We start from the raw sequence: 23,461 nt of genomic DNA, 5'->3' as shown, positions 1-23,461 counted from the left end.
AAGTGAAGAAACCGTGTCCATGCTTGATTTCGCACGGTTTTGTAGTACTATGAGTAAGGCGGTCTAACCTGGGAGCCGGAAGTAGAGACGGGTTAACCCTGGTTATGGTGTGCGCCTGGGGTGGACGTTTGTCCATCGATTTCACTCTTTACAGCGTGAAACCGTTAATGCTTGAAAAATGTGCTCCAGTACAATATAGTAGAGGCAAGATAGTCACATTAAGTTAATGTTTAGGGGATGATAGGGCGATGCAGCTAAAGAAGCTAAACGATAAAAGTATCGATCAATTATTTGAGGCTATTTTAACATTGAAAAATATGGAAGAATGTTATGTATTCTTTGATGATCTGTGCACAGTGAACGAAATTCAATCGCTCTCACAGCGCCTTGAGGTTGCGCGGATGCTGGGCAAGGGGTCTACATATAATCAGATCGAAGCCGAGACGGGGGCCAGTACGGCCACAATTTCCCGTGTGAAGCGCTGCCTGAACTACGGCAATGACGGTTATAAGCTTACGCTGGAACGTTTGGGCCGATAATTTATGGTTCCGGGTGTATTGTTAATCAGTCACGGCTCCCGTGATCAGGCCTGGGTGTCGATGGTAGATGAGGCAGTGAGCCATCTCACGCTCCGGGAGGAGCTGCCGGTGGCAGTGGCTTTCCTTGAGCTGGTAGAAGGACGATTGATACAAGATGGAATTGATAAGCTGGAACATGCAGGGGTCACAGATATTATTGTGATCCCCTTGTTTGTGTCTTCCGGCAGTACGCATGTCGATGAGATAGAGTATGCGCTGGGCGCTAAGCCGGTTCCTGAGCGGGAGACCGACCTTGCGCCGTTCAGGGTTGCCGCGAAGGTTCATTACGGATATCCGGTCGATGACGATCCCGATATTGCACAGATGCTGTGGGATAAGCTCCGGGAACTGTCGCAGCATCCCGGGCGGGAGATGGTGCTGCTGGTCGGACACGGCAGCAGGCATGACGGCTTTCGGCAGCGCTGGGAGCAGGGCATCTCTTCACTTGCCGCGCGGGTACGGGAGATAAGCGGGCTGGCTGCAGCTGATTACGGGCTGTTGAACCCGGACAGTGTAAGAAGCCGGGTGGAGCATTGGCAGGAGCAGGGCTATGATGTACTGGTGGCTCCGCTTTTTTTGAGTGAGGGGTACTTCACCAAAGTGGTTATTCCGCAGCGGCTGGAGGGGCTCGATTATGCCTACTCCGGCCAGACGCTGCTGCCGCATCCGCTGCTGCCGCGCTGGATTCAGCGGCAGGTGGAAGCAGCGCTCCAGCGTCTTGAGGGTCAGCGTTAATTCGTAAGCGGGTAATGTAGCTGGCCCCTGACATTGCTTGTGGGGTACAGAATTGGGTATAATCAGTAAAGTTATCCATTATATAAACAGGTGGCGTTCCGGTAATGAAAACTGCGAGATTGATTTATAATCCCACTTCTGGTCGGGAAGAAATGAAAAGAAGACTCGCCGATATTCTAGACCGGCTGGATATGGGCGGTATCGAAGCTACCTGCCATGCAACAACGGGAGAGGGCGATGCTACTGCGGCTGCAGCCCAAGCTGTGGAACGCGGCACTTATGATCTGATCATAGCTGCCGGAGGCGACGGTACGCTTAATGAAGTGATTAACGGGATGGCAGAGAAGCCGAACCTTCCCCCGCTCGGCATATTGCCGCTGGGAACGACGAATGATTTCGCGCGGGCCATGGGCATTCCGAAGAATTGGGAGGAAGCCTGCGACCTGATTCTGCGTCAGGAAGCGCGCCTGATCGATCTCGGCAAAGCCAATGACCGTTACTTCATTAATATAGCAGGCGGCGGACAACTGACGGAGCTGACCTATGAGGTCCCCAGCAAGCTGAAGACCATGATGGGTCAGCTTGCCTATTACCTGAAGGGGATCGAGAAGATGGCCAGCCTTGCTCCGCAAGAGCTGTACATCCGCGCGAACGGCCAGGAGATGATCCATGACGAGTTCATGCTCTTCCTGATTGCCAATACGAATTCGGTCGGCGGCTTCGAGAAGCTGGCTCCGGGTGCGCGCATCGATGACGGCTTGCTCGATGTTATTGCCGTTAAGAAATGCAACCTGGCCGAGTTCATCCGGCTGGTGCGTCTAACCATTCGCGGAGATCACCTGAATGACAAGAAGGTTATCCATTTCCGCACCGATGCCATGGAGGTAACCTCTCCCGGCTACGTACAGCTGAACCTGGACGGCGAGCTGGGCGGCACCTTGCCGGGCAACTTCAGCATCCTGCCGCAGCATCTGCAGATTTTTGCGCAGAATTAATCGTGAAGAACATGAAAGAAGTGAACCTATACACATGAATAAACAACGCAGCAGGCGCAGCGCAAGCCGCCGGGAGCAAGGGGCGGCCCCTGTCGCCGGACTGCCGGTGAATAAGAATGATGAGGTCCTGCTCGATATTATCGGCATGACCCATGAAGGTGAAGGGGTAGGCCGCGTAGAGGGCTTTACCCTATTTGTGCAGGGCGCTCTTCCCGGTGAGAGAGTCCGGGCCAGAGTGCTCAAGACCAAGAAGCAGTATGGCTACGCCAAGCTGCTGGAGCTGGTGCAGGCCAGCAGCGACCGCATCGCGCCGCCCTGCCCGATCTATGATCAGTGTGGCGGCTGCCAGCTGCAGCATATGGACTACACCGCGCAGCTCGCATGGAAGCGACAGCTGGTGGTGGACAACCTGCAGCGGATCGGAAAGCTGGAAGTGGCGGGTGCGGCGGGTGCAGATGCGGCAAGTGCATCAGGGACTCAAGGCGAAGGCATCCGCGTGCTGCCCACCCTCGGCATGGACGAGCCCTGGCGCTACCGCAATAAGGCCCAGGTGCCTATCGGGGTGACCGAAGGCGGTCTGGTCGGCGGCTTCTATGCACGAGGCAGTCACCGGATCATCGACATGGAGACTTGTCTGATCCAGCATGAGGACAACGACAAGGTCGTTGCTGCTGTCAAGAGCCTCGGCCGTGAGCTGGGCATCACCGCCTATGACGAAGAGACCGGCCGCGGCCTGCTCCGCCATGTAGTGGTGAAGAAGGCGTTCCGCACCGGCCAGATGATGCTGGTGCTGGTCACGAACGGCCGGGATATCCCGCATCTGGACGCTTGGCTCGGCAGTATCCGCGAGCAGCTTCCGGCAGTGGTCAGCATCTGCCAGAACATCAACACCCAGCGCACCAATGTCATCTTCGGCAACGATACCCGCGTATTGTGGGGCAGCGAGGTCATTTACGACTACATTGGCGAGGTGCAGTTCGCGATCTCGGCACGGTCCTTTTACCAGGTGAACCCGGCGCAGACCGAGGTGCTTTATGGCAGAACTCTGGAATACGCTGCCCTCACCGGCAAAGAGACTGTGATTGATGCGTATTGCGGCATTGGTACCATCTCCCTATTCCTTGCCCAGCATGCGGATCAGGTGTATGGTGTAGAAATCGTGCCCGAAGCCATCGAGGACGCCCGCGCCAACGCGAAGCTGAACGGCATGAACAACGTGAAGTTCGAAGTCGGCGCTTCGGAGGATGTCATCCCGGCCTGGAAAGAGCAGGGCATCACCCCGGACGTCATCGTCGTCGATCCCCCGCGCAAGGGCTGCGACCCGCGCCTGCTGGAGACCATCCTGCTGATGCAGCCGGAGCGTGTCGTGTATGTGTCATGCAACCCATCCACCCTGGCCCGCGACCTGCGGGTGCTGGAGGACGGGGGCTACCGGACGGTGGAGGTTACGCCGGTGGATATGTTCCCGCATACGGTGCATGTGGAAAGTGTGGCGGTGCTGGAGCTGAAGTAGGTGATAATTCGACATAAAAGAAAGCAAGAAGGCGCTCGGGAATTACTCCCCGCAGCGTCTTTATTTTTGCGCTTTTGCTTGCTATTCTGTGATGATGTTGTTCAGCAGCCTCTCTTTTCTGTATAAAGCTGCTGCAGAAATCTGCCCTTAATGTGGGATTACCCGCCTTATCCGGATACGCCTATCAAACTATAATCAGGTTGTAAGCGAATACAGAAGGGATATATAGTATTTTCTAAAAAAGATGAAAGAGGTGTTTATTTATGTTAAGGAAGTTAAAGTTATTAAGTGCATTATTAATTTTTTGTATGGCCAATCTGTTACCTGTCTTTCCTTTGACAGCAAGCGCGGCGGGTACAATTGTAAGCTATCCATTACCGTCGATCTATAACACGACCAGTCAATACACGGTAACAGCAGACTCTACGAATATACCGGTAATCGACACTTCGGCGGTATTTGTAAACTATAATTATTGTAATTTCTCTTTTTCAGGCACGACTACAATCACAATAACAGCAAGCGAGCCCATCAATACCTATAATATTTCTCCCAAAGCTTTGGGAATCACGGCTACAAAGAGCGGAAATACACTTACCTTTGCACTTTCATCACCAACCTATCTTATCGTTAAAATTAATAACCTGAAGGATCTGGTTATCGCGGCAGATGCTCTTGAAACCAATGTTCCGGCGTCATCCGGTACAGGGATATACAATGTTAAAACCGGGTACGGTGCTGACAGTACCGGTGCCACTTTGGCTACACCTGCCATACAGAATGCCATCAATGCGGCTAACGCAGCAGGCGGCGGTATCGTATACGTTCCAGCCGGCGTGTACAAGAGCGGTAACATTGTTCTAAAAAGCAATGTTTCGGTTTATCTGGAGGGTGGTTCTGTTATAAGGGGTTCAGGAAATCCAAGCGATTACACCACCCATTTTCATAAGAATTCTCTGAATAAGGATGGGACCTGGTTTATTTATACCGAAACCAATGCCAACAATATTAAGATATACGGCAGGGGAACGATTGACGGTAATGGCCATTATATGAGAAATACAAACAATTATCTGAACAATATTCTTGTACCCTTGCAGTGCAGCAACTTCACGGTTGACGGCATAACCATAAGAGACAGCGGTGGCTGGGCTACAATCGTTACCAGATCCAATAACGTAACCTTCCAGAATACCAAGCACTTCAACAACAATGAACTTGATTATGAAAATGATGCAATAGACATCCAAGAGAGCCAGAATGTACTCATCAAGCACACTGTTGCAGTATCGGAGGATGACACCTACTCCTTTAAGACCTGGGATGTAGCAACTACGGATATAGCTGCCAACTGGCCTGGAACTCCTGAAAACCAGTCCAATGTAGTTGTGGATGATGCTTTGGCTTGGAGCAGATGCGGAGCATTCAAGGTTGGAGATGGAGTGAAACAGCTTCAGGATGGCATCGTGGTTAAAAACTCTTTTGTATACCGATGCTGGCGCGCTTTAGCGGTAGGTCATCTCTATGGGACTCCAGCAGCACAGAACATCGTATTTGATAATATAGATGTAGAAGGCTTCTGGCCAAGATCCGGTGTTCACTCCAGATGGTTTGATCTTTCGGCAAAAACCGGTCCGATCAAAAATGTGGTCTATAATAATATCAATTTACGCGCTCTGGGCGAAGTTTCAATAATGAAGGGTTGGAGTGACACTTCTACGGTCTCCGGAGTGACATTAAACAATGTTCGCGTCGGTGGAGTTGCGGTGAATAATTTGGCGGATTTGAAAATAACAGATACGAACAGCTATGCGGCAGAGCCAAAATTCAACACATTGAAATTTGAAGCGGAAGGCTATAACCTTAGTTCAGGTGTTATATCCTATGAGTCAAGCACTGACGGCGGGCTGGATGTTGGCGGAGGAAGTAATGGCGACTATATCGCATTTAAAAACGTAGACTTTGGCAGTACAGCTAAAACAAGTATTGATCTGAAGGTTGCATCTGCTAACTCCGGCGGAAGAATCGAATTCCACTTGGACAGCCCTACAGGCACTATGCTGGGTTATTGGACAGCAGAAAGCACCGGCGGATGGCAGTCATGGTCCCTCAAGAATATCCCGATTACTGCCGGGACAGCGGTAGGAACCCATACGGTATATGTTACTTTTGTGAAGTCAGATTCAACCACAGTTGCAAATTTAACCTGGTTCCAGTTCAAATAGAATGGACAAAGGGGTATATCAAATGATATACCTCTTTATTCTGCTAAAGGACGACCTCCCGTCAATTGGATCTCTAGAGGGCAGTAACGGACATATTTAAAATTGTTGACAATTGGTATATTTGCAATTTATACTAAACATATCCATTTACGGGTGTCATTCACCGTATTGAAGTAGAGCATTTTCAGCAGGGCTTTATCGCTTGGGAAAATGCTTTTTTCTGCTTTTCATTCCTGCACCGAGTCATATTCCGCCTCCAGCATTAATTGCAGCATCTCTGCAAACAACTCTTTTCGTGCGAATGCACATTGTCCATCGTTTTGAGATTATTCTCCTTCACACTCACTTTCACCTGTTCATTACTGAATATCACCATGTATGCTATCCTCTCTAATCAGCCTTTCTAAAGATTATCTAACGGAGGAAACAGGATGTCTAAATCAATAGAATCTATCTTGAGAGATGAAGTTTTTGCTGAGCTGGACATCGAGTATCCGGAAGATCCCGATACCCGTTTGCTGGACCTGGGGATCGATTCGGCAGGCTTCATCAAGCTTATTGTTTCAATGGAATCGAAGTTTAATATCTCGATCCCTGATGAGGATCTATTATTTGAAAAGTTCTCCACGGCTGGACTAATCCTTAATTATTTGACCGGGAAAACGATATGATGACTATCATTCAGCGTTTATTCATGGAGGCTTGTGATCGCAAGGATCAAATTATCCTTCAAGATCTAAAGCAGCAGTGGACTTATGCGGAAGTGATGACAGAAGCATACTTGATTGCTCTATATATCCAAAAGAACTTTGAGCTTGAGGCCGGTAGCCATATAGCGGTATACACAAATAATGAGCCCTTGTTCATTACTGCGGCGCTTGGCATTCAGTTCAGCGGTCATGTACTAATACCGGTTCCTTACTCGGCATCCCTAACTGAGATTGAAAATATTTTACAAGCCAGTGACGCCAAGCTGGTTATCAGCAAATATGCACAGCCTGCGCGTTTAAATCGCCATATTTATTGGGTTACCGCTCAGGATTTCTCGCAAGAACCGGTGCCTTCGTTTGAATCGATCTCGCTCACGAATCCGTCCGATCCCAATTCATGTGCTATTCTCCTTCCTACATCGGGCACAACCGGACAATCTAAAATCGTTATGTTATCCCATGAGAATGTATTAACGAATGCGTTGGCACATGGAAGAGAGGTGGGTTATACGGATCAAGATTCGTTTCTTGTAACGATGCCCGTTCATTTCAGTTCTACAATTGTCACGCAATTGATTTCTTGTATGCTATTTGGAACCCGAATTAGGCTTATCAGCTTGCCCTTGCTGCCGCGCACAGCGTTTAGACTGTTTCAGGATAAGGCGGTCACGGCATTCTCAGCGGTTCCTACGCAATTGATGCACTTTATTTCCGATTATCATCAGACAACCAACTGGAGTGCCTTTGATTCCATTGAATTTATTGTTATAAGCGGTGCGCCGATTCCCGCGAAATTAGTAGACCAGCTTCAGACTGTATTTCCCCAAGCGGACATTATTCAAACCTACGGACTAACAGAAGCTTCTCCGCGGGTGAGTATGATGGAACGGGGAGACCGAAGCCTGTCCTGTGGAACACCCGTCAGTGGCGTGTCTGTCCGGCTTGTTGACGAAGAAGAGAATGAGGTTATAGGACCTGCTGCTTCAGGAGAAATTTGGGTCAAGGGCCCGAATGTGATGCTCGGTTATTACAGGAACCCGGAGTTAACCAACGTTACCATTGTTGAGGGTTGGTTAAAGACAGGAGACTTGGGATATTGGAATGAATCAGGGTGTCTCATCATTACAGGCAGAAAGAAAAATATCATTATATCCGGCGGTATCAATATTTATCCGGAAGAAATCGAAGAGTTTTTATATGGTTTGAAAGAAGTGGAGGAAGTCATGATTGTTGGTGTGCACGATGATCTATTAGGCGAAGTACCCATCGCATTTCTGAAAGTTTGTGAAGAATGTCTGGTTGATCTAGATGCGCTGACACAACATTGCAACTTGCATTTGTCTTCGTATAAGGTACCTAGACAATGGAGGATTGTAGATGAAATTCCAAAAACAAAAACAGGAAAACTGGACAGGGCAAGTACGAAGTGCTTATTGCTAAATGAGTAGGGGTGAACGAAATGTTGAAGAATACAACTCAAACATTGCGCAGCGAAATATTGCCGGTCAGTTATCCGATGATTACAACCTATACGCAGCATGCCCATCTCTTGTCCATACTTACCCACTACGAGTGCGCGCACCCATGGATATTCAGCAATTATATTCAATTATTTATTAACAAAGATTATAAACATCATTGGGGAGATTTCTATTTCCCTCTGGCGTATGAGCTGCGGCCTTCGGATGGTTGCAAATGGATTTCGACTCAGAAGATACATAGAAATACTGTAACGACTAAATGGGACTCTGTTATTCATTTTATTATAGAAAATATTAATGCCAATAACTATATCCACACCATGATCAATTATTTCTATGTGCCCTTAAGCGACCGATATCATAGACTCCAATTGCATCATGACATATTTGTGTACGGCTATGATTTAGATCGGGAGATATTGTATGTTTCCGATTTCTTTAAGAACGGCGTGTACAGTCAGGCTGAGATCTCATTTGCCGATTTCAAGCTTGCGTTCAACACTAATCATCTGACAACCAATCATGATTATCTTAGAGAAATGGTGTATCTGTATACATTCAATGGCCAACATCAGGATAAATTCAGTGCAGATACCCTAATAAATTCTATAAGAAATTATTTCACTATGAAAACGCCCGAGTATTGGGAGATGTTCAACTATGGGGGCGACAGGGATCATCTTGACTTCGGCATGCAAATATACACCACTCTAGTTAATTATGTGAGAGAGACAGCGGAACATAAGGCTATGCTTGATATAAGACCCTTTCATTTACTTTATGATCATAAGAAGATAATGACGCTAAGATTCAAGTATTTGTACGATCATCGGCATCTAAATCAATTAAATCAAGAGCATATAGATGAATTCACAGCCATTGAGCTTAAGGCAAAGATCCTTGTGAATGTAGCAATGAAATATAATTTGACAAGGGATACGAGGATTTCCAAAAGCTTACAAACGCTGATTACGAATATAGAAAATGAAGAATCCATATTCCTTGAACGATGGCTGAATCAGGTAGGCATTCAGTAACATCGAGGGCGCAGTGGATGTCAGCCAGGTATATCTATGGAGGGAGTGATGCCGGGATTATAATCGTTTCGGTACAGCGTATGGAATAAGCACAACCACCACGTATCCACTCACCTCAAGCACCGTTCACCAACCTTAGGCAATGGGGGGATCTTTATTTTCATTGTATTAACAGGAGTCGCAGGCTTCATCGGTTCCAACCTTGCCGAGAGGCTGCTGCGGGAAGGACATACCGTTATTGGTGTCGATAATTTTCTGACCGGGTCCCCTGTCAACATGGACAATCTCTTGCGGTCGCCAAATTTCAGGTTTATCGAGCATGACGTCATTTATCCGCTCGCAGTTGAAGGCCCGGTCGATTGGGTGATGCATTTCGCAAGTCCTGCCAGCCCACCCAAATATTTGTCCTATCCGATCGAAACGATGAGGGTCAACAGCGAAGGAACGATGCATCTGCTGCAACTGGCCAAAGAAAAGCAGGCTGCCTTCTTCTTGGCTTCAACAAGCGAGATCTACGGCAACCCAACCGTTCACCCTCAGCCGGAGAGCTACTATGGCAACGTGAATTCGATTGGATCAAGAAGCTGCTACAACGAAGCGAAGCGGTATGCAGAGGCGATCACCTACTGGATGAACAGGAAATACGGCATACCGGTAAGGGTCATTCGAATCTTCAATACATTCGGCCCGAAGATGGATTTATATGACGGACGTGTCATTACCAATTTCATTAATCAAATCATGTCCAAGCGCAACCTTACGATTTATGGCGACGGCAGACAGACGAGAAGCTTTCAGTATATCGACGATTTGCTGGAAGGGATTATAAGACTGCTGGGCACCACGTATGAACAGCCAGTCAATTTGGGGAATCCGCAGGAAGTCACCATCCTTGAAGTCGCCCAAGTATTGAAGGAGCTCATGAAGTCCAACGCGCAGATCGAGTTTCTCCCGCTGCCGGAAGACGATCCCAGGAGAAGGAAGCCGGATATTACCGTATCAAGGACGATTATGGACTGGGAACCGGCGATCGGTTTGCAGGATGCACTCGCTAGAACGATCCAGTATTACCAAGGTCAATATATCCATTAAACGGGAGGTACCTATGCAAGAACAGATCATAGCGATGATAAGCGAAATCAAGGACGACGCCCAGCTGGCAAACCGCTTGAACGAGCATTCCAGCATCATGGAAGACGGGGGACTCGACTCGTTACAGCTAATTACTTTCTTATTAAAGGTGGAAGAGCGTTTCGATATTGAAATCGATTTTGAACAATTCGACTTCGATTTTTTGGAGTCGGTTACAACCTTCTGCAATTATATCTCGGAGCTGCAGAAGACGGCATCTGTATGAACGATAGACGCAAGGGCGTCCGGGAGCTTATGAATAAGCGGAAAGTAACGATTCTATGCTCGGGTTTCGGTCTGGGGTTCTATATTCCCGGCCTATTATCTGCAAACGGTTTCAAGAAGAGGGATATCGCGACGGAAGTGCTCGTGTTCGAAAGCTATTTGGAGCAAGACAAAAGGGATCATATTGCAGACAGCAGGACGGCGTACCACAATAATTTCGCACTTGCCAATTTTTCGGCCCGAATGCCGATGGATATCCGGAGCAGCATGGATTACGCCCAGGTAGAGCTATTGCTGGAGGCGTGGAAAGCGGAAGAACGGTACGAATTCATATCGCTATCCGGGCACTGGGTCTATATTCTGGATTTGTACAGGGAGAAGATGCTGCCGAATGCAATTCATGTAGACCTGCTCTACGTCGATTCAGAACTGGCCCCGTCCTGGAAGAGCCTGAAGAAGTATCATCCCCGGTATGACGAGCATTATTACAATGCTTGTCTCTATGACACCGATAAGATGGAGATTCGATACGAAATCCCGGTTCTTCCTGGTACGCCAATACCCTTCGAATCAAGGAAGCGGCGGCTTGTTGTTCATGGCGGCGGCTGGGGGATGGGCACTTATCAAAGTAAAGTTCCAGAGCTTGTCGGCCATAACTACGGGCTTGATATCGTAGCTTATGATTGGAACGAAGCGAAGCCTGATCCCGATCACCGGTATTGGATGAACGATCCGGAATGGTGTGCATGGGTGAAGAGTGCGAACGGCTTGCACGAGTTTCCGCCATACATTGAAATAGCGGGAGAAGACACGAAATCATACCCCGCTGAGGCTGATCATCATTGGTTATTTGACGTTGCTTCGGAGGCGATGGCTATCGTGGCTAAGCCGGGAGCGGGCACATTGATCGACTCGCTTGCATCCGAAACCCCTCTTATTCTGCTGGAGCCGTTCGGCAGTCATGAGCTTAGCAATCTGGAATTGTGGGAGTCGCTTGGGTTCGGAATACGCTACGAGAAGTGGCGGGAGATGGATTTTTCCGTAGATGTCCTTAAGGAGATGCATCAAGCGATCAAGAACAGACCCGGCGAACGGACGAATTATGTGGATCATTATTGTTCGAGAGTCGCGTTAATGAAGAGGTAAGATTTCAATGGCAGAAGGGGTTATGCGATGAGTGTTAACAAATTGAGTGTCGCCCGAGATACGACAAGCTATCCGAGATGGATCGTCTTGCAGCTGCTCGAGGAGTGCAATTTACGATGCAAGATGTGCTATGAGTGGGGACTCGAAGGGCCCTACAAAAGCAAAAAAACATTATCGCAGCTGGACCCGGATCTGATCAAAAAGATTATCGTGGAGTGCAGCCCCGGCAAGCCGTATTACGATTTCTTCGGCGGCGAGCCGCTGATGTACCCTTGGCTGAGCGACATTCTCGCCATGATCAATCATTATGGGAGCATAGCGGACTTCCCTACGAACGGCACATTGCTTGAGAAGCATGCCGAGATGCTTGTCGAGACTGCGCCCAATAAGATCTGGGTGTCACTCGACGGCCCTGAGGAAATCAACGACAGGCAGAGGGGCAAGGGCGTATTCAAGAAAGTGATTAAGGGGATCGAGAAGCTCTATGAGCTCCGTCAAAGCAAAGGCAAGCAATTTCCGAAGATGGGTGTATCCTTTATCATTACGCCCTTGAACTATATGTACATCGAGGAATTTTTCTTTAAGCATATCGACTTGTCGATGCTGGACCATATCAGCATGGAAGTGCAGCTCTATGCCACGGAAGAGCAGTATGCCCAATATGTGGATGTTCTTAGAGAGGAATTCGATGTGCATGAAGCTCCGTATGCCAAGGGGATGGTCTGGCAGGACATCAGTTCGTTCAGCCAGATCGATATTCCCGAATTGACGAGACAGCTCAATAATGTTAAAGCGTATTGCTTGAAAAACCGTATTCATGTGATCACTTATCCGAAGACTACAGATGAACTGAATTTGCACAACTACTTCTCGGGGCAATTCCATCAGATGGCGGATAAGCGAAGACAGTGCTCTCTTCCATGGACGTATGCTGAGATTACGGCAAGGGGCGACGTTTCGCCCTGCCATGCCTTCTATGATTTGACCTTCGGCAACGTAAATGAAGAGAATTTGGTGGATATCTGGCGCAGTGACAAGTACAAAGAGTATCGCGCGTATATGAAAAAAAATATGCTGCCGATTTGTACGGCTTGTTCAAGGTATTATATCTACTGATTCATGTGAATGACCTATTACGTTTAAGAAGGGTGTGTTGATATGAATCCGAAATCAGAGATCAAACATTCCGCTAAGGATTTGCAAATTTTGAAACGTACTATCAGGAATACGATGGAAACCAAGCGGAACATTGAGAAAATAGCGGGTTACGCGACACCGTTGCCAGAGTCGGTCGGGATTAAACTGACGAACCAATGCAACTTGCGCTGCAAGCATTGCTATCAATGGAACGACACCGGCTACCATCACTTCATGACACCGGAGCAGCAGCGGGAACAGCTCGACTACGGGCTGCTGGAGAAGCTGATCCTTGAGACGGAACCAGCCAAGTCGAGACTCTATATCTGGGGCGGTGAGCCGCTTGTATACAGCCATTTCGACCGGTTGGCCGATTTGCTTGAAGCCCATCCTCGTGAGACAACGATCTGCACGAATGCGGTGCTGATCGAGCGAAAGCTGGACGCCTTGCAGAGAATATCCGATAACCTGGAGCTGCTCATAGCGCTTGACGGATTCGAAGAAGAGAATGATGCGCTTCGCGGCAAAGGAGTATTCAACAAGGCGATAGATGCTATCCGGATGCTTGTCGAGCTGCGCAAGGAGAACCGGTTCAGAGGCAAAATTTCGATCCATACCGTTGTTAACGATGGCATGACCGACAAGCTGTACGATCTGCTGGACTTTCTGGAGGGCGTCGGCGTAGATCTGGTCATCGTCTGCTTCCCGTGGTACATCTCGGATGAATGCTCGCAGGGAATGGACGATTACTTCGACCAGAAGTTCCACTTCCTTCCGGCGAGCGAACACAAGGGTGAACGAAGCTGGCACGCTTTCAACTATAAGCTCGATCCGGAGCGTATTCCTGCTCTCATGAGCGAGTTGGACCGGGTGAATCATCGGGTCTGGAAAATGCGTTTGCGCTACCAGCCGAATCTGGATCAAGACCAGATCGAAGATTTCGTGCTTGGCAAAGAGGTGAAGGGTAAAGGCACGATGAACAAGAAGTGCCTGGCGCTCTCGAACCGGATGGATATTACGCCCGATGGAACAATTATCGCGTGCAAATTCTTCAAGGAGTTCGAGATCGGCAAATTACATGAAACGTCTGTACAGGAATTATGGCATAGCATGACCTACAGAAGAATAAGGGAAATGATGGACGAACGACTGACACCGGCATGTTCCAAGTGCAGTGTGTTGCATTTGCACGGTGTATAACTCTTCTAAATCACATAAATGAGGTGCGCGAGTGAGCATTATCCAGATGGAAGGATTGTCCAAAAGCTTCAAGTATTACGAAAAAGAATTGGGCCTCAAAAAATCGCTCAAAAATCTAGTGAAGCGCAAATCACTGATCAAAGAAGCGGTTAGCGATATATCGCTTGTGATCGAGCAAGGCGAGATGGTCGGATTCTTGGGCCCGAACGGCTCCGGAAAAACGACTACGCTTAAGATGCTGTCCGGCATCTTGTATCCGACAAGCGGGCAGGCGACGGTATTAGGCTATGTCCCTTGGGAGCGAAAGAAAGAATTCAAGATGCAGTTCTCGATCGTGATGGGGCAGAAATCGCAGTTGTGGTGGGATCTGCCGGCGAATGAATCGTTGTACCTGAACAAATGCATCTATGAGGTCGAGGATAAGCCCTACAACCTTGTCCTGGATGAGCTTACGGAGATTCTAGACGTAAAGGACCTGCTCAACATTCAGGTGCGGAGGCTTTCGCTGGGAGAACGGATGAAGATGGAGCTTATTGCGTCGCTCATCCACCGGCCCAAGGTGATATTCCTGGATGAGCCTACAATCGGACTCGATCTGATTTCGCAGAAGCGCATTCGGGAGTTCCTGAAGTATTATAACCAGCAGACGAAGGCAACGGTCATTCTGACAAGCCACTACATGGCGGATATTGAGGATCTGTGCAAACGAACGATCATCATCAATCAAGGGAAGATCGTATACGACGGCGATCTCCGGCGTGTGAACGAGCTGTTCCATGCCAAAAAGATTATCAAGCTGCAATTTACGGACGAAGTACCGAGACAAGCGCTAAGCGACTATGGCGTTATTACTCAACATGACGGCCTGAATGCCGTTATGGAGATCGATAAGCATGACCTTCAGCGACTCTCCAAGATGATGCTGGACCGGTTCCCGATCCTTGATTTCACAGTTGAAGATATACCTGTCGAGCGAGGCATCGAAAGCTTATATCAGAAAGATGGGGTCAGACATGAAAGCCTTGCAGAAGTATAAAAGGACGTACATCCTTGCGCTTCAGAATGAGATGGAATATCGGACCGATTTCCTGATGAGTATTATCAGCGGCGGCTTCATCATACTCGTCCAATGCTTCCTCTGGACGGCCGTGTTTCGCAGTTCGCCGCAGGAGATTATTAACGGCTATTCGTATTCGCAGATCATCATTTATTCCGTGTTGTCCGGCGTCGTCTCCAAGCTGGTTTCTGCCGGCTTCGAAGGGGAGATCGCGAATGATATCAAGACGGGTGGACTGAGCAAATTTATCGCTCAGCCTATTCATTATTTCAGCTATCGGATATGCAATTTTTTCGGCGGGAAAACGGTTCAGACCGCGGTTGTCCTTGTCTTATTCGTCATCCTGATGATCGTGTTTACTCAGATTTGGGAGTTTCAGCTTAGAGTGGGGCAAATCGTTTTGTTCCTGGTCAGCATTCTGTTCGGGCTGCTCATCAACTTTCTGCTTTTTTATTCGATTAGTGCACTTGCGTTCATCATTACTGAGGTTTGGGGTGTTTATATCGCGTTCAACCAAGGCGTCTATCTGCTCAGCGGCGCCATCTTTCCGCTTAATATTTTCGGAGATACGTTTGCTAGAATTTCCAGCTATTTACCGTTTCAATATGTCGTATACTTCCCGGTTAAGATCATCAATGGGAGCTTGACGATTCATGAAATCGTGCCCGGGCTCCTCTTACAGGCGGTTTGGGTCATTGTGCTTATGATCATTTCCAAGTTGTCTTGGGATTCCGGGATGAAGAAATATGTAGCCGTTGGAGGTTAGATCTGTGAGTATCAGCTTGTCTGAGATTCGGAAGCATGTACGCATGTATTTTATTTTCGCAAAGAACAGCTTGGTCGGTTACATGGAATACAAAGCGAATTTCTACTCCGGTTTGATCATGGAGACCGTATTTCTGTTCACCAAGCTGATCTATATCGTCTTCGTTTACCAGCTCGGAATCGAAATCAATGGAATTTCTCCTGACCAGATGATGATCTTCACCGGGACTTATACGATTATGATCGCCATCTATACAGGACTGTTTATGGATAACTTTTATAGATTCGCCGGCCATATCCGCAACGGGACGCTGGACTTGTATATGACGAAGCCGCTATCGCTGCAGTTCATGATTTCATTACGGCACGTGAACTTCGCGTTTCCGATTCCGAACCTGATCGCCGGGATCACGATGATCGTAATAGCCTGGCAGCGGCTTGGCATCGAACCAAGCTTCATCCACTTGGCCGGATATATCGGCGTGATCTTGAGCAGCACGATCGTGACCTACTCGGTGCTTCTGCTTCCGCAGATTCTCGCCTTCTGGACGGTGAAGTCCGGTTCGATCTTCGACATACTGGACAAATGTTGGGATTTGAACAATATGCCAATGTACATATACCCCAAATGGCTGCGGAGAATAGGGCTGTATGTCGTGCCTATCCTGTTTATCACCAACATGCCGTCGGTTTATTTGATCGACCGGTTGGACTTGTTCCTTGGGATATGGATTTTTGCAGCTCCTGTGATATCGCTTCTAGTGGTCAGGCTGTTCTGGAAGCTGGCCGTCAGACACTATGAGAGCGCCAGCAGTTAGAGATAAGCAAAAAAACAAATTGTTAAGAAGGTGAATCGGATGAGCAGGATGGAGCACAAGAGCTTTTCGCCGCAGACAGAGGCCATCGCCAAGAAACGGCTGGACAACGGGATCGAAATCTATCAAAACAACGAAGGAGAAACCGAGTTCCTCTACAACGAGATTTTCCAGAAGGAGATGTATTTCAAGCACGGGATTACGCTCCCGGATCATGGCACGGTCATGGATGTCGGGGCTAATATCGGCATGTTCACCCTATATGTCAGCAGCAAGAGTAACTGCAGGGTATATGCCTTTGAGCCACTGCCTCCGACGTTTGAGCTCTTGAAGATGAATACGAGCTCGCTGCCTCGCGTAACTACGGTTAACGTCGGGCTTTCCAATGAGATCAAGGAAGCGGAGTTTGCCTATTTTCCTACGATGTCCACGGATTCTGTCCAGATCAAATACCGGGAGAACCACGATCAGGATCTCCGGTACGGGTTAATCAACCATTACCGGGATGACTTCGCCGACCCGCGCATGCTAAACCGGTTTGTCGATCATCTGATGTCGCCGAAGCTTCTGAATGAACAAATCCATCGATGCAAGCTAACTACGATCTCCGAAATGATCCGCTATTACGATCTGAACCAAATTGATCTGCTCAAAATCGACGTGGAAAAAAGTGAGTTCGAGGTACTGGAAGGCATCCATCCGGAGGATTGGGGGAAAATCAGGCAAATTGTAATGGAGGTACACGGACTGGACGGAGAGCAGATCAGCAGGCTCGAAAACATCTTCCGAACCAACGGCTTCAATGTCTCGATTGATTACTACGAAGATTTGAATATCCCAAATTACTATAATGTGTACGCGTTGAATCAAATGCACATATCGGCTGGGTGATAGTCATGCTACAGCATCTGCATGCAAGGTTGGTATGCTCCAGCTGCAAGGGTGTGCTGGTCCAGTCGGAGGCATTGCTGCAATGCTGCAGCTGCGATGCGGTATATACGATCGATGACCGTTATGTATCGATGCTCGACCGGCGTGAGCAGGTTGCCCACCCTTCCGATTGGAACCGGAAAGAGGCTGAAATTCAGGATTATAGCGAGATTTCGCACTCCCTTGCGCTGTCCGGTATAGGCCGATTCGCCACCTTTTTAAACTATGGTTACGTCCCGCACGGGAATGAGCAACATGCGGTGATCGAGCCCGACGATGCATGGAATAGAAACTCAGTCAAGCTGCTGCTTGAGACAGTGGGCAGGACGGCGATTCGGGAGCGGCAGGTAATCGACATCGGATGCGGCAGGGGAGGGAATATAGCAGCTTTGTATAAATATTTCAAGCCTCTGTCTATTGTCGGTCTCGACATCTGCCCTTCGAATATTGCGTATTGCAGTGCCAAATCCCGATGGGCTGAAGCTTTCTATCTCGTCGGAGATGCGGAGAATATACCGTTTGCAGACGAGAGCTTCGATGTTGTATTGAACATGGAATCCGCGCATGCCTATCCGAACCGATCACGCTTCTACGAAGAGGTGTACCGGATAATGAGAGTTGGGGGCGTATTTCTGTATACGGAGCTGATGCTGGGAGATCAGGTAGCGCAGAACGTCAGGCTGTTAGAGGAAGCAGGCCTGTCTGTAATCCGCAATCAGGATGTGACTTCGAATGTTCTTCTATCATGTGATGAGAATGCAAAGCAGCGTACGGGCACACAAGGGATTGCAAGCAACGTAGGCGCGGGTACGAATATTGGAGATATTAATGATTTCATCGCATTGCCCGGCTCGAAGAAATATGAAGAGATGAAGGCTGTAACGCGGCAATACCGTATGATGAACCTTGTTAAGCGGTAGTATAGCCGTAATAGCGACAATAATTTTAGTATAGGAGAAATATTTTATGGATGAAATTGTTTCCCTGGATACCTTTCAACCCTTCGACGGCATGATCAAAATGTTTCCTCATCATAATTTTCCTTATTTTAGTTGCGACTACAATTTGTTATTAACGCTTGCCAATTATTTCGAAAAAGCTGAGCTGCCGATTCTGAATAATGTCATTAGTATTTATAGATTTGATAAACAAAAAATACAAACAAGAGGATATTTCAAGTTAGAAGTGTTGAATCTCGAGGATGAAGAGAAGATACTTGAGGAAATGGGTATCTCTGTTCGTAGAACATCTCCTGCATTAGATACTTTACAAGATGAGATCATAAACTCTATTTCTAGGGGTCATCCGATTTCCATTTTTATTGATTTATTTTATCAACGCGGGAGAGACTTTTACTATAACAAAAAACATGGACTGCATCCTGTTTTTGTCTATGGCTTCAATCTTACGAACGGGGAAATTTATACGGTTGATGATATTACAGAATACAGACAATATTCTCTGCCATTTTCAGAATTTAAATTGTCTTGCCTGACTCCGGAACACGTAAAGATGCCAAATTACTTTTGGGAATATGCACTAGTGTCCCCCGCTGATCATGAGCTCTTGAACCATAAGAAGTCAGCACACACCAGCATCAATAGTTTTGTAGATAATATGTTCAGGTATCAAAACGAAATCACGGAAAGTTTGAATAATATATTGTTGTTGGCAGAAAATTACAAGCTCATTCTAACCAATGAAACGATTATAGAAACACTAAGCAGTACTATTTATAGAAAATGTTCTGAGAAATACAGGTTAAATACGCTCTATAAGTATAACCTTGATCATATCAATGCCAAAGATACGCTTGACCCGTTATTGGACCAAATTATTAATGACTGGAAGACAGTAAGGTTCTATTCGAATAAAGCCATCATGTCCCAAACGTTCACTGGGGAAATCATAGATAAGTGTATGGGTTTATTTACAAAAATATATAATAATGAAGTGCATTTTCATCATCAATTTTATTTAATGTTAGAGGCTGCAAGCGATTTAAGAACTATATGAGCAGTTTTCAATTTGAGGGGTAGAACTACAAAAACATTTAAAGGCCCGAGTTGTACTTGGACGACAGTGGTGAGAGTACCGTATAACTTCTTCTCACTGGATACTCCATACATGTGGAGTGCCTAATATTGATGGTTCTGAATGAATTGATGAGATGTGACAGTATTGCTCAAGCTACAAAGCGGTGGACCGTGCCACAAGTGACGGCTAAATTTTTCGAGCACAAATAATCGGCAGTCGTCAACATAACGTTGTTGTCACAAAACGATCCCTTATCTCGTTTTATATGCAAATAGAATAAGGGGTGGTTGTGTTGAAAGAATTGACATGCATCGTCATTGGCGGAGGATATGCGGGCATTAATGCAGTTAAAGCAATTCGGAAAACATTTAAGGGTCAAGCAAGTAAACGAACACTCCGACTTATTTGAATCGATAAGAACCCTTATCACTTTCGCAAAGTATTGCTTTTTAAGCCCGCGGTAAGAGATGAAGAGATTACTATCCCTCTGACTAGGTTATTTCCCGAGGGGGTTGAATTCGTTCAGGCTACTGTAACGAAAATCGAATCAGGGGAAAGAAGGCTACTTTGTCAGAATGCTGAAGGAAATAAGAATTCGATAAATTATGATTTCCTCGTTTTGGCGTTGGGCAGCGTCGTGCGGCAACCCGACCCTGATCAAGGAGGTATGGCATTAGCGAGTTTAGACGCTGCTTGGAAAATCCGAGAGGCGTGGCGAGCAAATATAAAGAAGGCTGCTAAGGAAACAAACGCGAAAGAGCGTCAGAGATTAATGACCATTGGCGTTGCGGGAGCGGGCATAAGCGGCATTGAGACAGCTGCCGAACTGGCTCATTTCGTTCGAGAAGATGCGCAGCAATTGGGACTTGATCCGGGTGCTGTGAGGATAAAACTATTTAACGCGAACAAGGGGATTTTTCCGGAAGGCCCGGCTAAGGTAGGAGTTAAACTGGAACGTTCACTTAACGCTTGCGGAGTAACTATCTTACATGGGAGCAGGGTGTTACAGGAGAAAGAGGGGACGCTAACCTTATCTAGCGGCGAAACGATGTCCGTCGGCCTATGTGTCTGGACGCTGGGGCTGTTACCCAATCCAATGCTGCAAAGCATCGGGTTGCCGGTCACTCCAGAAGGATACGTGATCGGCGCCCAGTACTTATCATCGGTATTCGTTATGCTTTGCTCTCGGTATTTATAGCTAATCTGGCAGGAATTATCATGATTATCTTGCAAAGCCGTTTTATCGGAGCTGGAGGTAATTTTATTGTACTACACGGAATTGGTCTTCACTCGTTGCAAACACTATTGTTACCGGCCTGGCTGCTGGAACATTCGAATCAACAACAAGACAGACAGCGCCTGCTCCTGCATACAGGAAGCATAGCTTGGTTGACTGCTATTTTGTTTATAGCCGTTCAGACTAGTCTTGGCCGTTCTATGTTTGAAGTTGGTTTGTTTTCGATACTAGCCATCATCTGTTTACTTGTCTGGTTGCTCACTGCTGTGCTATCTCTAATGTATTGGGTTCGTTTCATGTTGAAACCTGAAAGGATGTTTTTTATTTGATAGGAATGTACAGGTCTATTTTGGAATCAGGATGATCATATCCTAAATATCGTTGATCGTATAGCTCAAAATCCTCCCGATCGTCCATTTCCTCTTTCGTGTTAAGGAACCACGTTCCCCAAATATAATGGAACGTTTGGGGAAGCGTGCGTAGTGTGCCAGTGTGAGTGAATATGGCGTAACGCCCCTCTGGAATTACCTTTTGCACAAATTTTGCAGGAAGTCCTTCAAAAGAATCCACTTCGATGCCAGCGATCTCCGTAAATAGCACCTCATCACTCATGGAGTACAGGCTGTTTTCATGACAGGCCTCGCAGATGCCAAATCCTCGTCCATTAAGTGAACGATTGGGAATTTGAGTAGAAATTTTGTTGAATTTCTTCCACAGCTCGTATAGTTTGTTATCCTTGAGCGTTGTTTCTCCACGTATTCCGGCGACCTTTGTCTCTGGGAGATTTACAATGGTAGGATGTACAGTAACATTACAAGTTAGATGCTCCAATAAATTAGCGTGCAGTTTAGTCTTGGAAGCAATGAAGGTGTCCAGTCGATTGATACGGTATTCCTGCGGGCTGACCTTATATATGAATTTAAACGCGCGGCTAAAAGACTCGGGGGACTCAAAGCCGTTGTCTAGCGCAACATCTATAATTCTTTTGTTTGAGTAAAGCAACGCCTTTGCAGCATTGGCCAGTCGACGCATCCTAATATAGCTGCCGATGCTTTCCCCTAATATAGTGGTGAATTGGCGGTTCAAATGATAGTAGGAATACCCTGCTGCCCTAGCAACATCCTCCACTTTAATCGCTTCGCCAAGCATGTCTTCAATATAGATTATCGCTTGCTCTATCGCCAGTCGATAGTCCAATTTGAATCCCTCCATCGGTCAACTGTTCAAAGGTTGATAATCGAACATAGCTTTGTCCGCTATCTCCATACAAATCTGGATACTTGTTGTGGAGTCTGGTAGAGCTTGCTTTAAATCATAAGTCTTCCAGCCATTTTCCGCTCTCCCGCCCCAACATAGTTCTATTATACCGTCTGCGGGGGAGAACACCATGCTTTTGGTTGTACCAAAGTAATCCTCATAATAATGACTGCACAGCCCATTCGGGTATTTGGACAACAGCATCTCCTTAAGATGTTCATTCGTCATAGCTGTTGCTCCTTTCAGTTGGGAAGCGATCCACTCCCCTCGCCGCAAAGAATGAGCGGCAGCCTGAGGCTCATAACGAACTAATGGTGGAAGAACTGGATGATTGGTAGCCCAGAGGAATTGCTCTTGCGAAGCTGGACTAATTTGCTTCGTTGCATGCATGCCGTCCATCGTTTCAAACAAGGCGGCATTCCCTTTTTTATCTAGCAGCATCAAATTGACATTACAGGCAATCGGCATCTCTTTCAAATAATAAAGTGATTCTTCGACATTTTTACAATTTTCCAGTAGCGCCCGAATGGCTGCCCAGAAATGTAATCCTTTTACTTTAGGTGCACGCAAAAAGGGCACAGCCCCAACAGGAAAGCCGCAAGCACTCATTGTAACAGCAAGTCCATGCTCATTAAAACCGTCGTCTCTCCCAAAACTCATTGTACTTGTGCCCATGTGTGTGTATTTACCTGTAACTAAGGTTCTGACTAACACAAAATCCTCTAACTTATGATTGAATTCATAGTTGCGAGCTAACAATGACTTGTTCTGTGCTGTCATACTTGGCAGCAAGGCAATCTGACTGCATCGCGGTAGCAGATACGTCATGGCGTAGTAAGCGATTTGCTCGGTATTAACCTTTAATGCATCGGCAAAGCCAACCATTTCTTCTGAAATGCCTGGGCACCACTCATCGAATAGTTTGACTGCGTCTTTATATTCTTTTAGACCAAAGCCTTCGAGTGTACGAGTGTAAGCAATCTTGAGCGCTGTATTTTCTGAAATAATGTTGCCTAGCTTATACCCAATTTCATAGCTTGTTCCTTTCAAATCTAGTGTATGAACGGAATGGGTTAACATACTGTCCCCCCTTTTTTTTCTATAGTTTAAGGTGGAAAGGGAAGCAGTGCATGATATTTTGTGCTGTTTTTTTCGCTCAATACCAAAATAGGTTAGAGCGGAAGGACAACTAAATCGGACATGTATTGGCGGAATAGCAAAGGGGGGCGGTCTATTAGAATTTAGCTGAT

General features: G+C 47.0%; 23 protein-coding genes. 21 read left to right on the top strand and 2 right to left on the bottom strand.

Translation table 11 applies throughout. From position 1 onward, the window contains the following. Positions 1–248: 248 nt before the first annotated feature. The 21 genes from MHH78_RS33060 to MHH78_RS32960 all read left to right on the top strand — a co-directional run bounded on the left by MHH78_RS33060 (position 249) and on the right by MHH78_RS32960 (position 21,283). The gene (locus tag MHH78_RS33060; protein ID WP_019913624.1) at positions 249–539 is read left to right on the top strand and encodes a YerC/YecD family TrpR-related protein; all 291 of its coding nucleotides are present in this window, start codon (positions 249–251) and stop codon (positions 537–539) included. Between the two features lie 3 nt (positions 540–542). Continuing rightward, entirely contained in the window at positions 543–1,313 is a 771-nt protein-coding gene (locus MHH78_RS33055; protein WP_076080212.1) for a sirohydrochlorin chelatase, read from the top strand. A gap of 104 nt (positions 1,314–1,417) precedes the next feature. Further along, the gene (locus MHH78_RS33050) at positions 1,418–2,308 is read left to right on the top strand and encodes a diacylglycerol kinase (RefSeq protein WP_341170216.1); all 891 of its coding nucleotides are present in this window, start codon (positions 1,418–1,420) and stop codon (positions 2,306–2,308) included. A 34-nt stretch (positions 2,309–2,342) separates the two neighbouring features. Continuing rightward, positions 2,343–3,821 (top strand): 23S rRNA (uracil(1939)-C(5))-methyltransferase RlmD, encoded by a 1,479-nt coding sequence (gene rlmD / locus MHH78_RS33045; protein ID WP_341170215.1) that lies wholly within the window; start codon positions 2,343–2,345, stop codon positions 3,819–3,821. A 263-nt stretch (positions 3,822–4,084) separates the two neighbouring features. Continuing rightward, the gene (locus MHH78_RS33040; RefSeq protein WP_341170214.1) at positions 4,085–6,046 is read left to right on the top strand and encodes a carbohydrate-binding protein; all 1,962 of its coding nucleotides are present in this window, start codon (positions 4,085–4,087) and stop codon (positions 6,044–6,046) included. A 431-nt stretch (positions 6,047–6,477) separates the two neighbouring features. Continuing rightward, the gene (locus MHH78_RS33035) at positions 6,478–6,717 is read left to right on the top strand and encodes an acyl carrier protein (RefSeq protein ID WP_341170213.1); all 240 of its coding nucleotides are present in this window, start codon (positions 6,478–6,480) and stop codon (positions 6,715–6,717) included. Further along, positions 6,714–8,204: a class I adenylate-forming enzyme family protein gene (locus MHH78_RS33030; RefSeq protein ID WP_341170212.1), complete on the top strand. Its 1,491-nt coding sequence runs from the start codon at positions 6,714–6,716 to the stop codon at positions 8,202–8,204. Before MHH78_RS33035 ends, MHH78_RS33030 begins: the two co-directional genes overlap by 4 nt. A gap of 11 nt (positions 8,205–8,215) precedes the next feature. Beyond that, entirely contained in the window at positions 8,216–9,274 is a 1,059-nt protein-coding gene (locus MHH78_RS33025) for a hypothetical protein (protein ID WP_341170211.1), read from the top strand. A gap of 150 nt (positions 9,275–9,424) precedes the next feature. Then, positions 9,425–10,366 (top strand): NAD-dependent epimerase/dehydratase family protein, encoded by a 942-nt coding sequence (locus MHH78_RS33020; RefSeq protein ID WP_341170429.1) that lies wholly within the window; start codon positions 9,425–9,427, stop codon positions 10,364–10,366. 13 nt (positions 10,367–10,379) lie between these two features. Then, positions 10,380–10,631 (top strand): acyl carrier protein, encoded by a 252-nt coding sequence (locus MHH78_RS33015; protein ID WP_036730883.1) that lies wholly within the window; start codon positions 10,380–10,382, stop codon positions 10,629–10,631. Further along, positions 10,628–11,776 (top strand): UDP-glucuronosyltransferase, encoded by a 1,149-nt coding sequence (locus tag MHH78_RS33010; protein WP_341170210.1) that lies wholly within the window; start codon positions 10,628–10,630, stop codon positions 11,774–11,776. Before MHH78_RS33015 ends, MHH78_RS33010 begins: the two co-directional genes overlap by 4 nt. Positions 11,777–11,803: 27 nt before the next feature. After that, complete coding sequence (locus MHH78_RS33005; protein WP_341170209.1) at positions 11,804–12,892, top strand: radical SAM protein; 1,089 nt, start codon at positions 11,804–11,806, stop codon at positions 12,890–12,892. A 90-nt stretch (positions 12,893–12,982) separates the two neighbouring features. Next, a complete protein-coding gene (locus tag MHH78_RS33000) occupies positions 12,983–14,113 on the top strand; it encodes a radical SAM/SPASM domain-containing protein (RefSeq protein ID WP_341170208.1) in 1,131 nt (376 codons plus the stop codon). Between the two features lie 31 nt (positions 14,114–14,144). After that, the gene (locus MHH78_RS32995; RefSeq protein WP_143803772.1) at positions 14,145–15,149 is read left to right on the top strand and encodes an ATP-binding cassette domain-containing protein; all 1,005 of its coding nucleotides are present in this window, start codon (positions 14,145–14,147) and stop codon (positions 15,147–15,149) included. Next, positions 15,127–15,936: an ABC transporter permease gene (locus MHH78_RS32990; protein ID WP_076080235.1), complete on the top strand. Its 810-nt coding sequence runs from the start codon at positions 15,127–15,129 to the stop codon at positions 15,934–15,936. The genes MHH78_RS32995 and MHH78_RS32990 overlap by 23 nt, the downstream gene beginning before the upstream one ends. A gap of 4 nt (positions 15,937–15,940) precedes the next feature. After that, complete coding sequence (locus MHH78_RS32985) at positions 15,941–16,753, top strand: ABC transporter permease (RefSeq protein ID WP_341170207.1); 813 nt, start codon at positions 15,941–15,943, stop codon at positions 16,751–16,753. A 39-nt stretch (positions 16,754–16,792) separates the two neighbouring features. Further along, a complete protein-coding gene (locus MHH78_RS32980; protein WP_341170206.1) occupies positions 16,793–17,641 on the top strand; it encodes an FkbM family methyltransferase in 849 nt (282 codons plus the stop codon). 5 nt (positions 17,642–17,646) lie between these two features. Then, entirely contained in the window at positions 17,647–18,600 is a 954-nt protein-coding gene (locus tag MHH78_RS32975) for a class I SAM-dependent methyltransferase (protein ID WP_341170205.1), read from the top strand. 46 nt (positions 18,601–18,646) lie between these two features. After that, the gene (locus MHH78_RS32970; RefSeq protein WP_341170204.1) at positions 18,647–19,696 is read left to right on the top strand and encodes a hypothetical protein; all 1,050 of its coding nucleotides are present in this window, start codon (positions 18,647–18,649) and stop codon (positions 19,694–19,696) included. A 463-nt stretch (positions 19,697–20,159) separates the two neighbouring features. Further along, positions 20,160–20,915, top strand: coding sequence for an NAD(P)/FAD-dependent oxidoreductase (locus MHH78_RS32965; protein WP_341170203.1), 756 nt, complete (start codon positions 20,160–20,162; stop codon positions 20,913–20,915). Between the two features lie 20 nt (positions 20,916–20,935). After that, positions 20,936–21,283, top strand: coding sequence for a hypothetical protein (locus tag MHH78_RS32960; protein ID WP_076080247.1), 348 nt, complete (start codon positions 20,936–20,938; stop codon positions 21,281–21,283). On the opposite strand, the gene MHH78_RS32955 is transcribed toward MHH78_RS32960, so the two are convergent. Both MHH78_RS32955 and MHH78_RS32950 read right to left on the bottom strand, forming a co-directional pair. Beyond that, complete coding sequence (locus MHH78_RS32955) at positions 21,276–22,151, bottom strand: AraC family transcriptional regulator (RefSeq protein ID WP_076080249.1); 876 nt, start codon at positions 22,149–22,151, stop codon at positions 21,276–21,278. The genes MHH78_RS32960 and MHH78_RS32955 overlap by 8 nt on opposite strands. A gap of 18 nt (positions 22,152–22,169) precedes the next feature. Then, positions 22,170–23,291: a C45 family autoproteolytic acyltransferase/hydolase gene (locus MHH78_RS32950; protein ID WP_076080251.1), complete on the bottom strand. Its 1,122-nt coding sequence runs from the start codon at positions 23,289–23,291 to the stop codon at positions 22,170–22,172. Positions 23,292–23,461 lie beyond the last annotated feature (170 nt).

The sequence above is a fragment of the Paenibacillus sp. FSL H3-0333 genome (genome assembly GCF_038002805.1).
In the GTDB taxonomy this organism is placed as follows: domain Bacteria; phylum Bacillota; class Bacilli; order Paenibacillales; family Paenibacillaceae; genus Paenibacillus_AQ; species Paenibacillus_AQ silagei.
Note: the sequence above shows the minus strand (reverse complement) of the source record. Positions and strands in the feature narration are given on the sequence as shown.

Bases quoted from the DNA above. Each gene is read 5' to 3' on its own strand.
- MHH78_RS33060 (WP_019913624.1), top strand. From the start codon at position 249: ATGCAGCTAAAGAAGCTAAACGATAAAAGTATCGATCAATTATTTGAG.
- MHH78_RS33055 (WP_076080212.1), top strand. From the start codon at position 543: ATGGTTCCGGGTGTATTGTTAATCAGTCACGGCTCCCGTGATCAGGCC.
- MHH78_RS33050 (WP_341170216.1), top strand. From the start codon at position 1,418: ATGAAAACTGCGAGATTGATTTATAATCCCACTTCTGGTCGGGAAGAA.
- rlmD (WP_341170215.1), top strand. From the start codon at position 2,343: ATGAATAAACAACGCAGCAGGCGCAGCGCAAGCCGCCGGGAGCAAGGG.
- MHH78_RS33040 (WP_341170214.1), top strand. From the start codon at position 4,085: ATGTTAAGGAAGTTAAAGTTATTAAGTGCATTATTAATTTTTTGTATG.
- MHH78_RS33035 (WP_341170213.1), top strand. From the start codon at position 6,478: ATGTCTAAATCAATAGAATCTATCTTGAGAGATGAAGTTTTTGCTGAG.
- MHH78_RS33030 (WP_341170212.1), top strand. From the start codon at position 6,714: ATGATGACTATCATTCAGCGTTTATTCATGGAGGCTTGTGATCGCAAG.
- MHH78_RS33025 (WP_341170211.1), top strand. From the start codon at position 8,216: ATGTTGAAGAATACAACTCAAACATTGCGCAGCGAAATATTGCCGGTC.
- MHH78_RS33015 (WP_036730883.1), top strand. From the start codon at position 10,380: ATGCAAGAACAGATCATAGCGATGATAAGCGAAATCAAGGACGACGCC.
- MHH78_RS33010 (WP_341170210.1), top strand. From the start codon at position 10,628: ATGAACGATAGACGCAAGGGCGTCCGGGAGCTTATGAATAAGCGGAAA.
- MHH78_RS33005 (WP_341170209.1), top strand. From the start codon at position 11,804: ATGAGTGTTAACAAATTGAGTGTCGCCCGAGATACGACAAGCTATCCG.
- MHH78_RS32990 (WP_076080235.1), top strand. From the start codon at position 15,127: ATGAAAGCCTTGCAGAAGTATAAAAGGACGTACATCCTTGCGCTTCAG.
- MHH78_RS32980 (WP_341170206.1), top strand. From the start codon at position 16,793: ATGAGCAGGATGGAGCACAAGAGCTTTTCGCCGCAGACAGAGGCCATC.
- MHH78_RS32975 (WP_341170205.1), top strand. From the start codon at position 17,647: ATGCTACAGCATCTGCATGCAAGGTTGGTATGCTCCAGCTGCAAGGGT.
- MHH78_RS32970 (WP_341170204.1), top strand. From the start codon at position 18,647: ATGGATGAAATTGTTTCCCTGGATACCTTTCAACCCTTCGACGGCATG.
- MHH78_RS32960 (WP_076080247.1), top strand. From the start codon at position 20,936: ATGATTATCTTGCAAAGCCGTTTTATCGGAGCTGGAGGTAATTTTATT.
- MHH78_RS32950 (WP_076080251.1), bottom strand. From the start codon at position 23,291: ATGTTAACCCATTCCGTTCATACACTAGATTTGAAAGGAACAAGCTAT.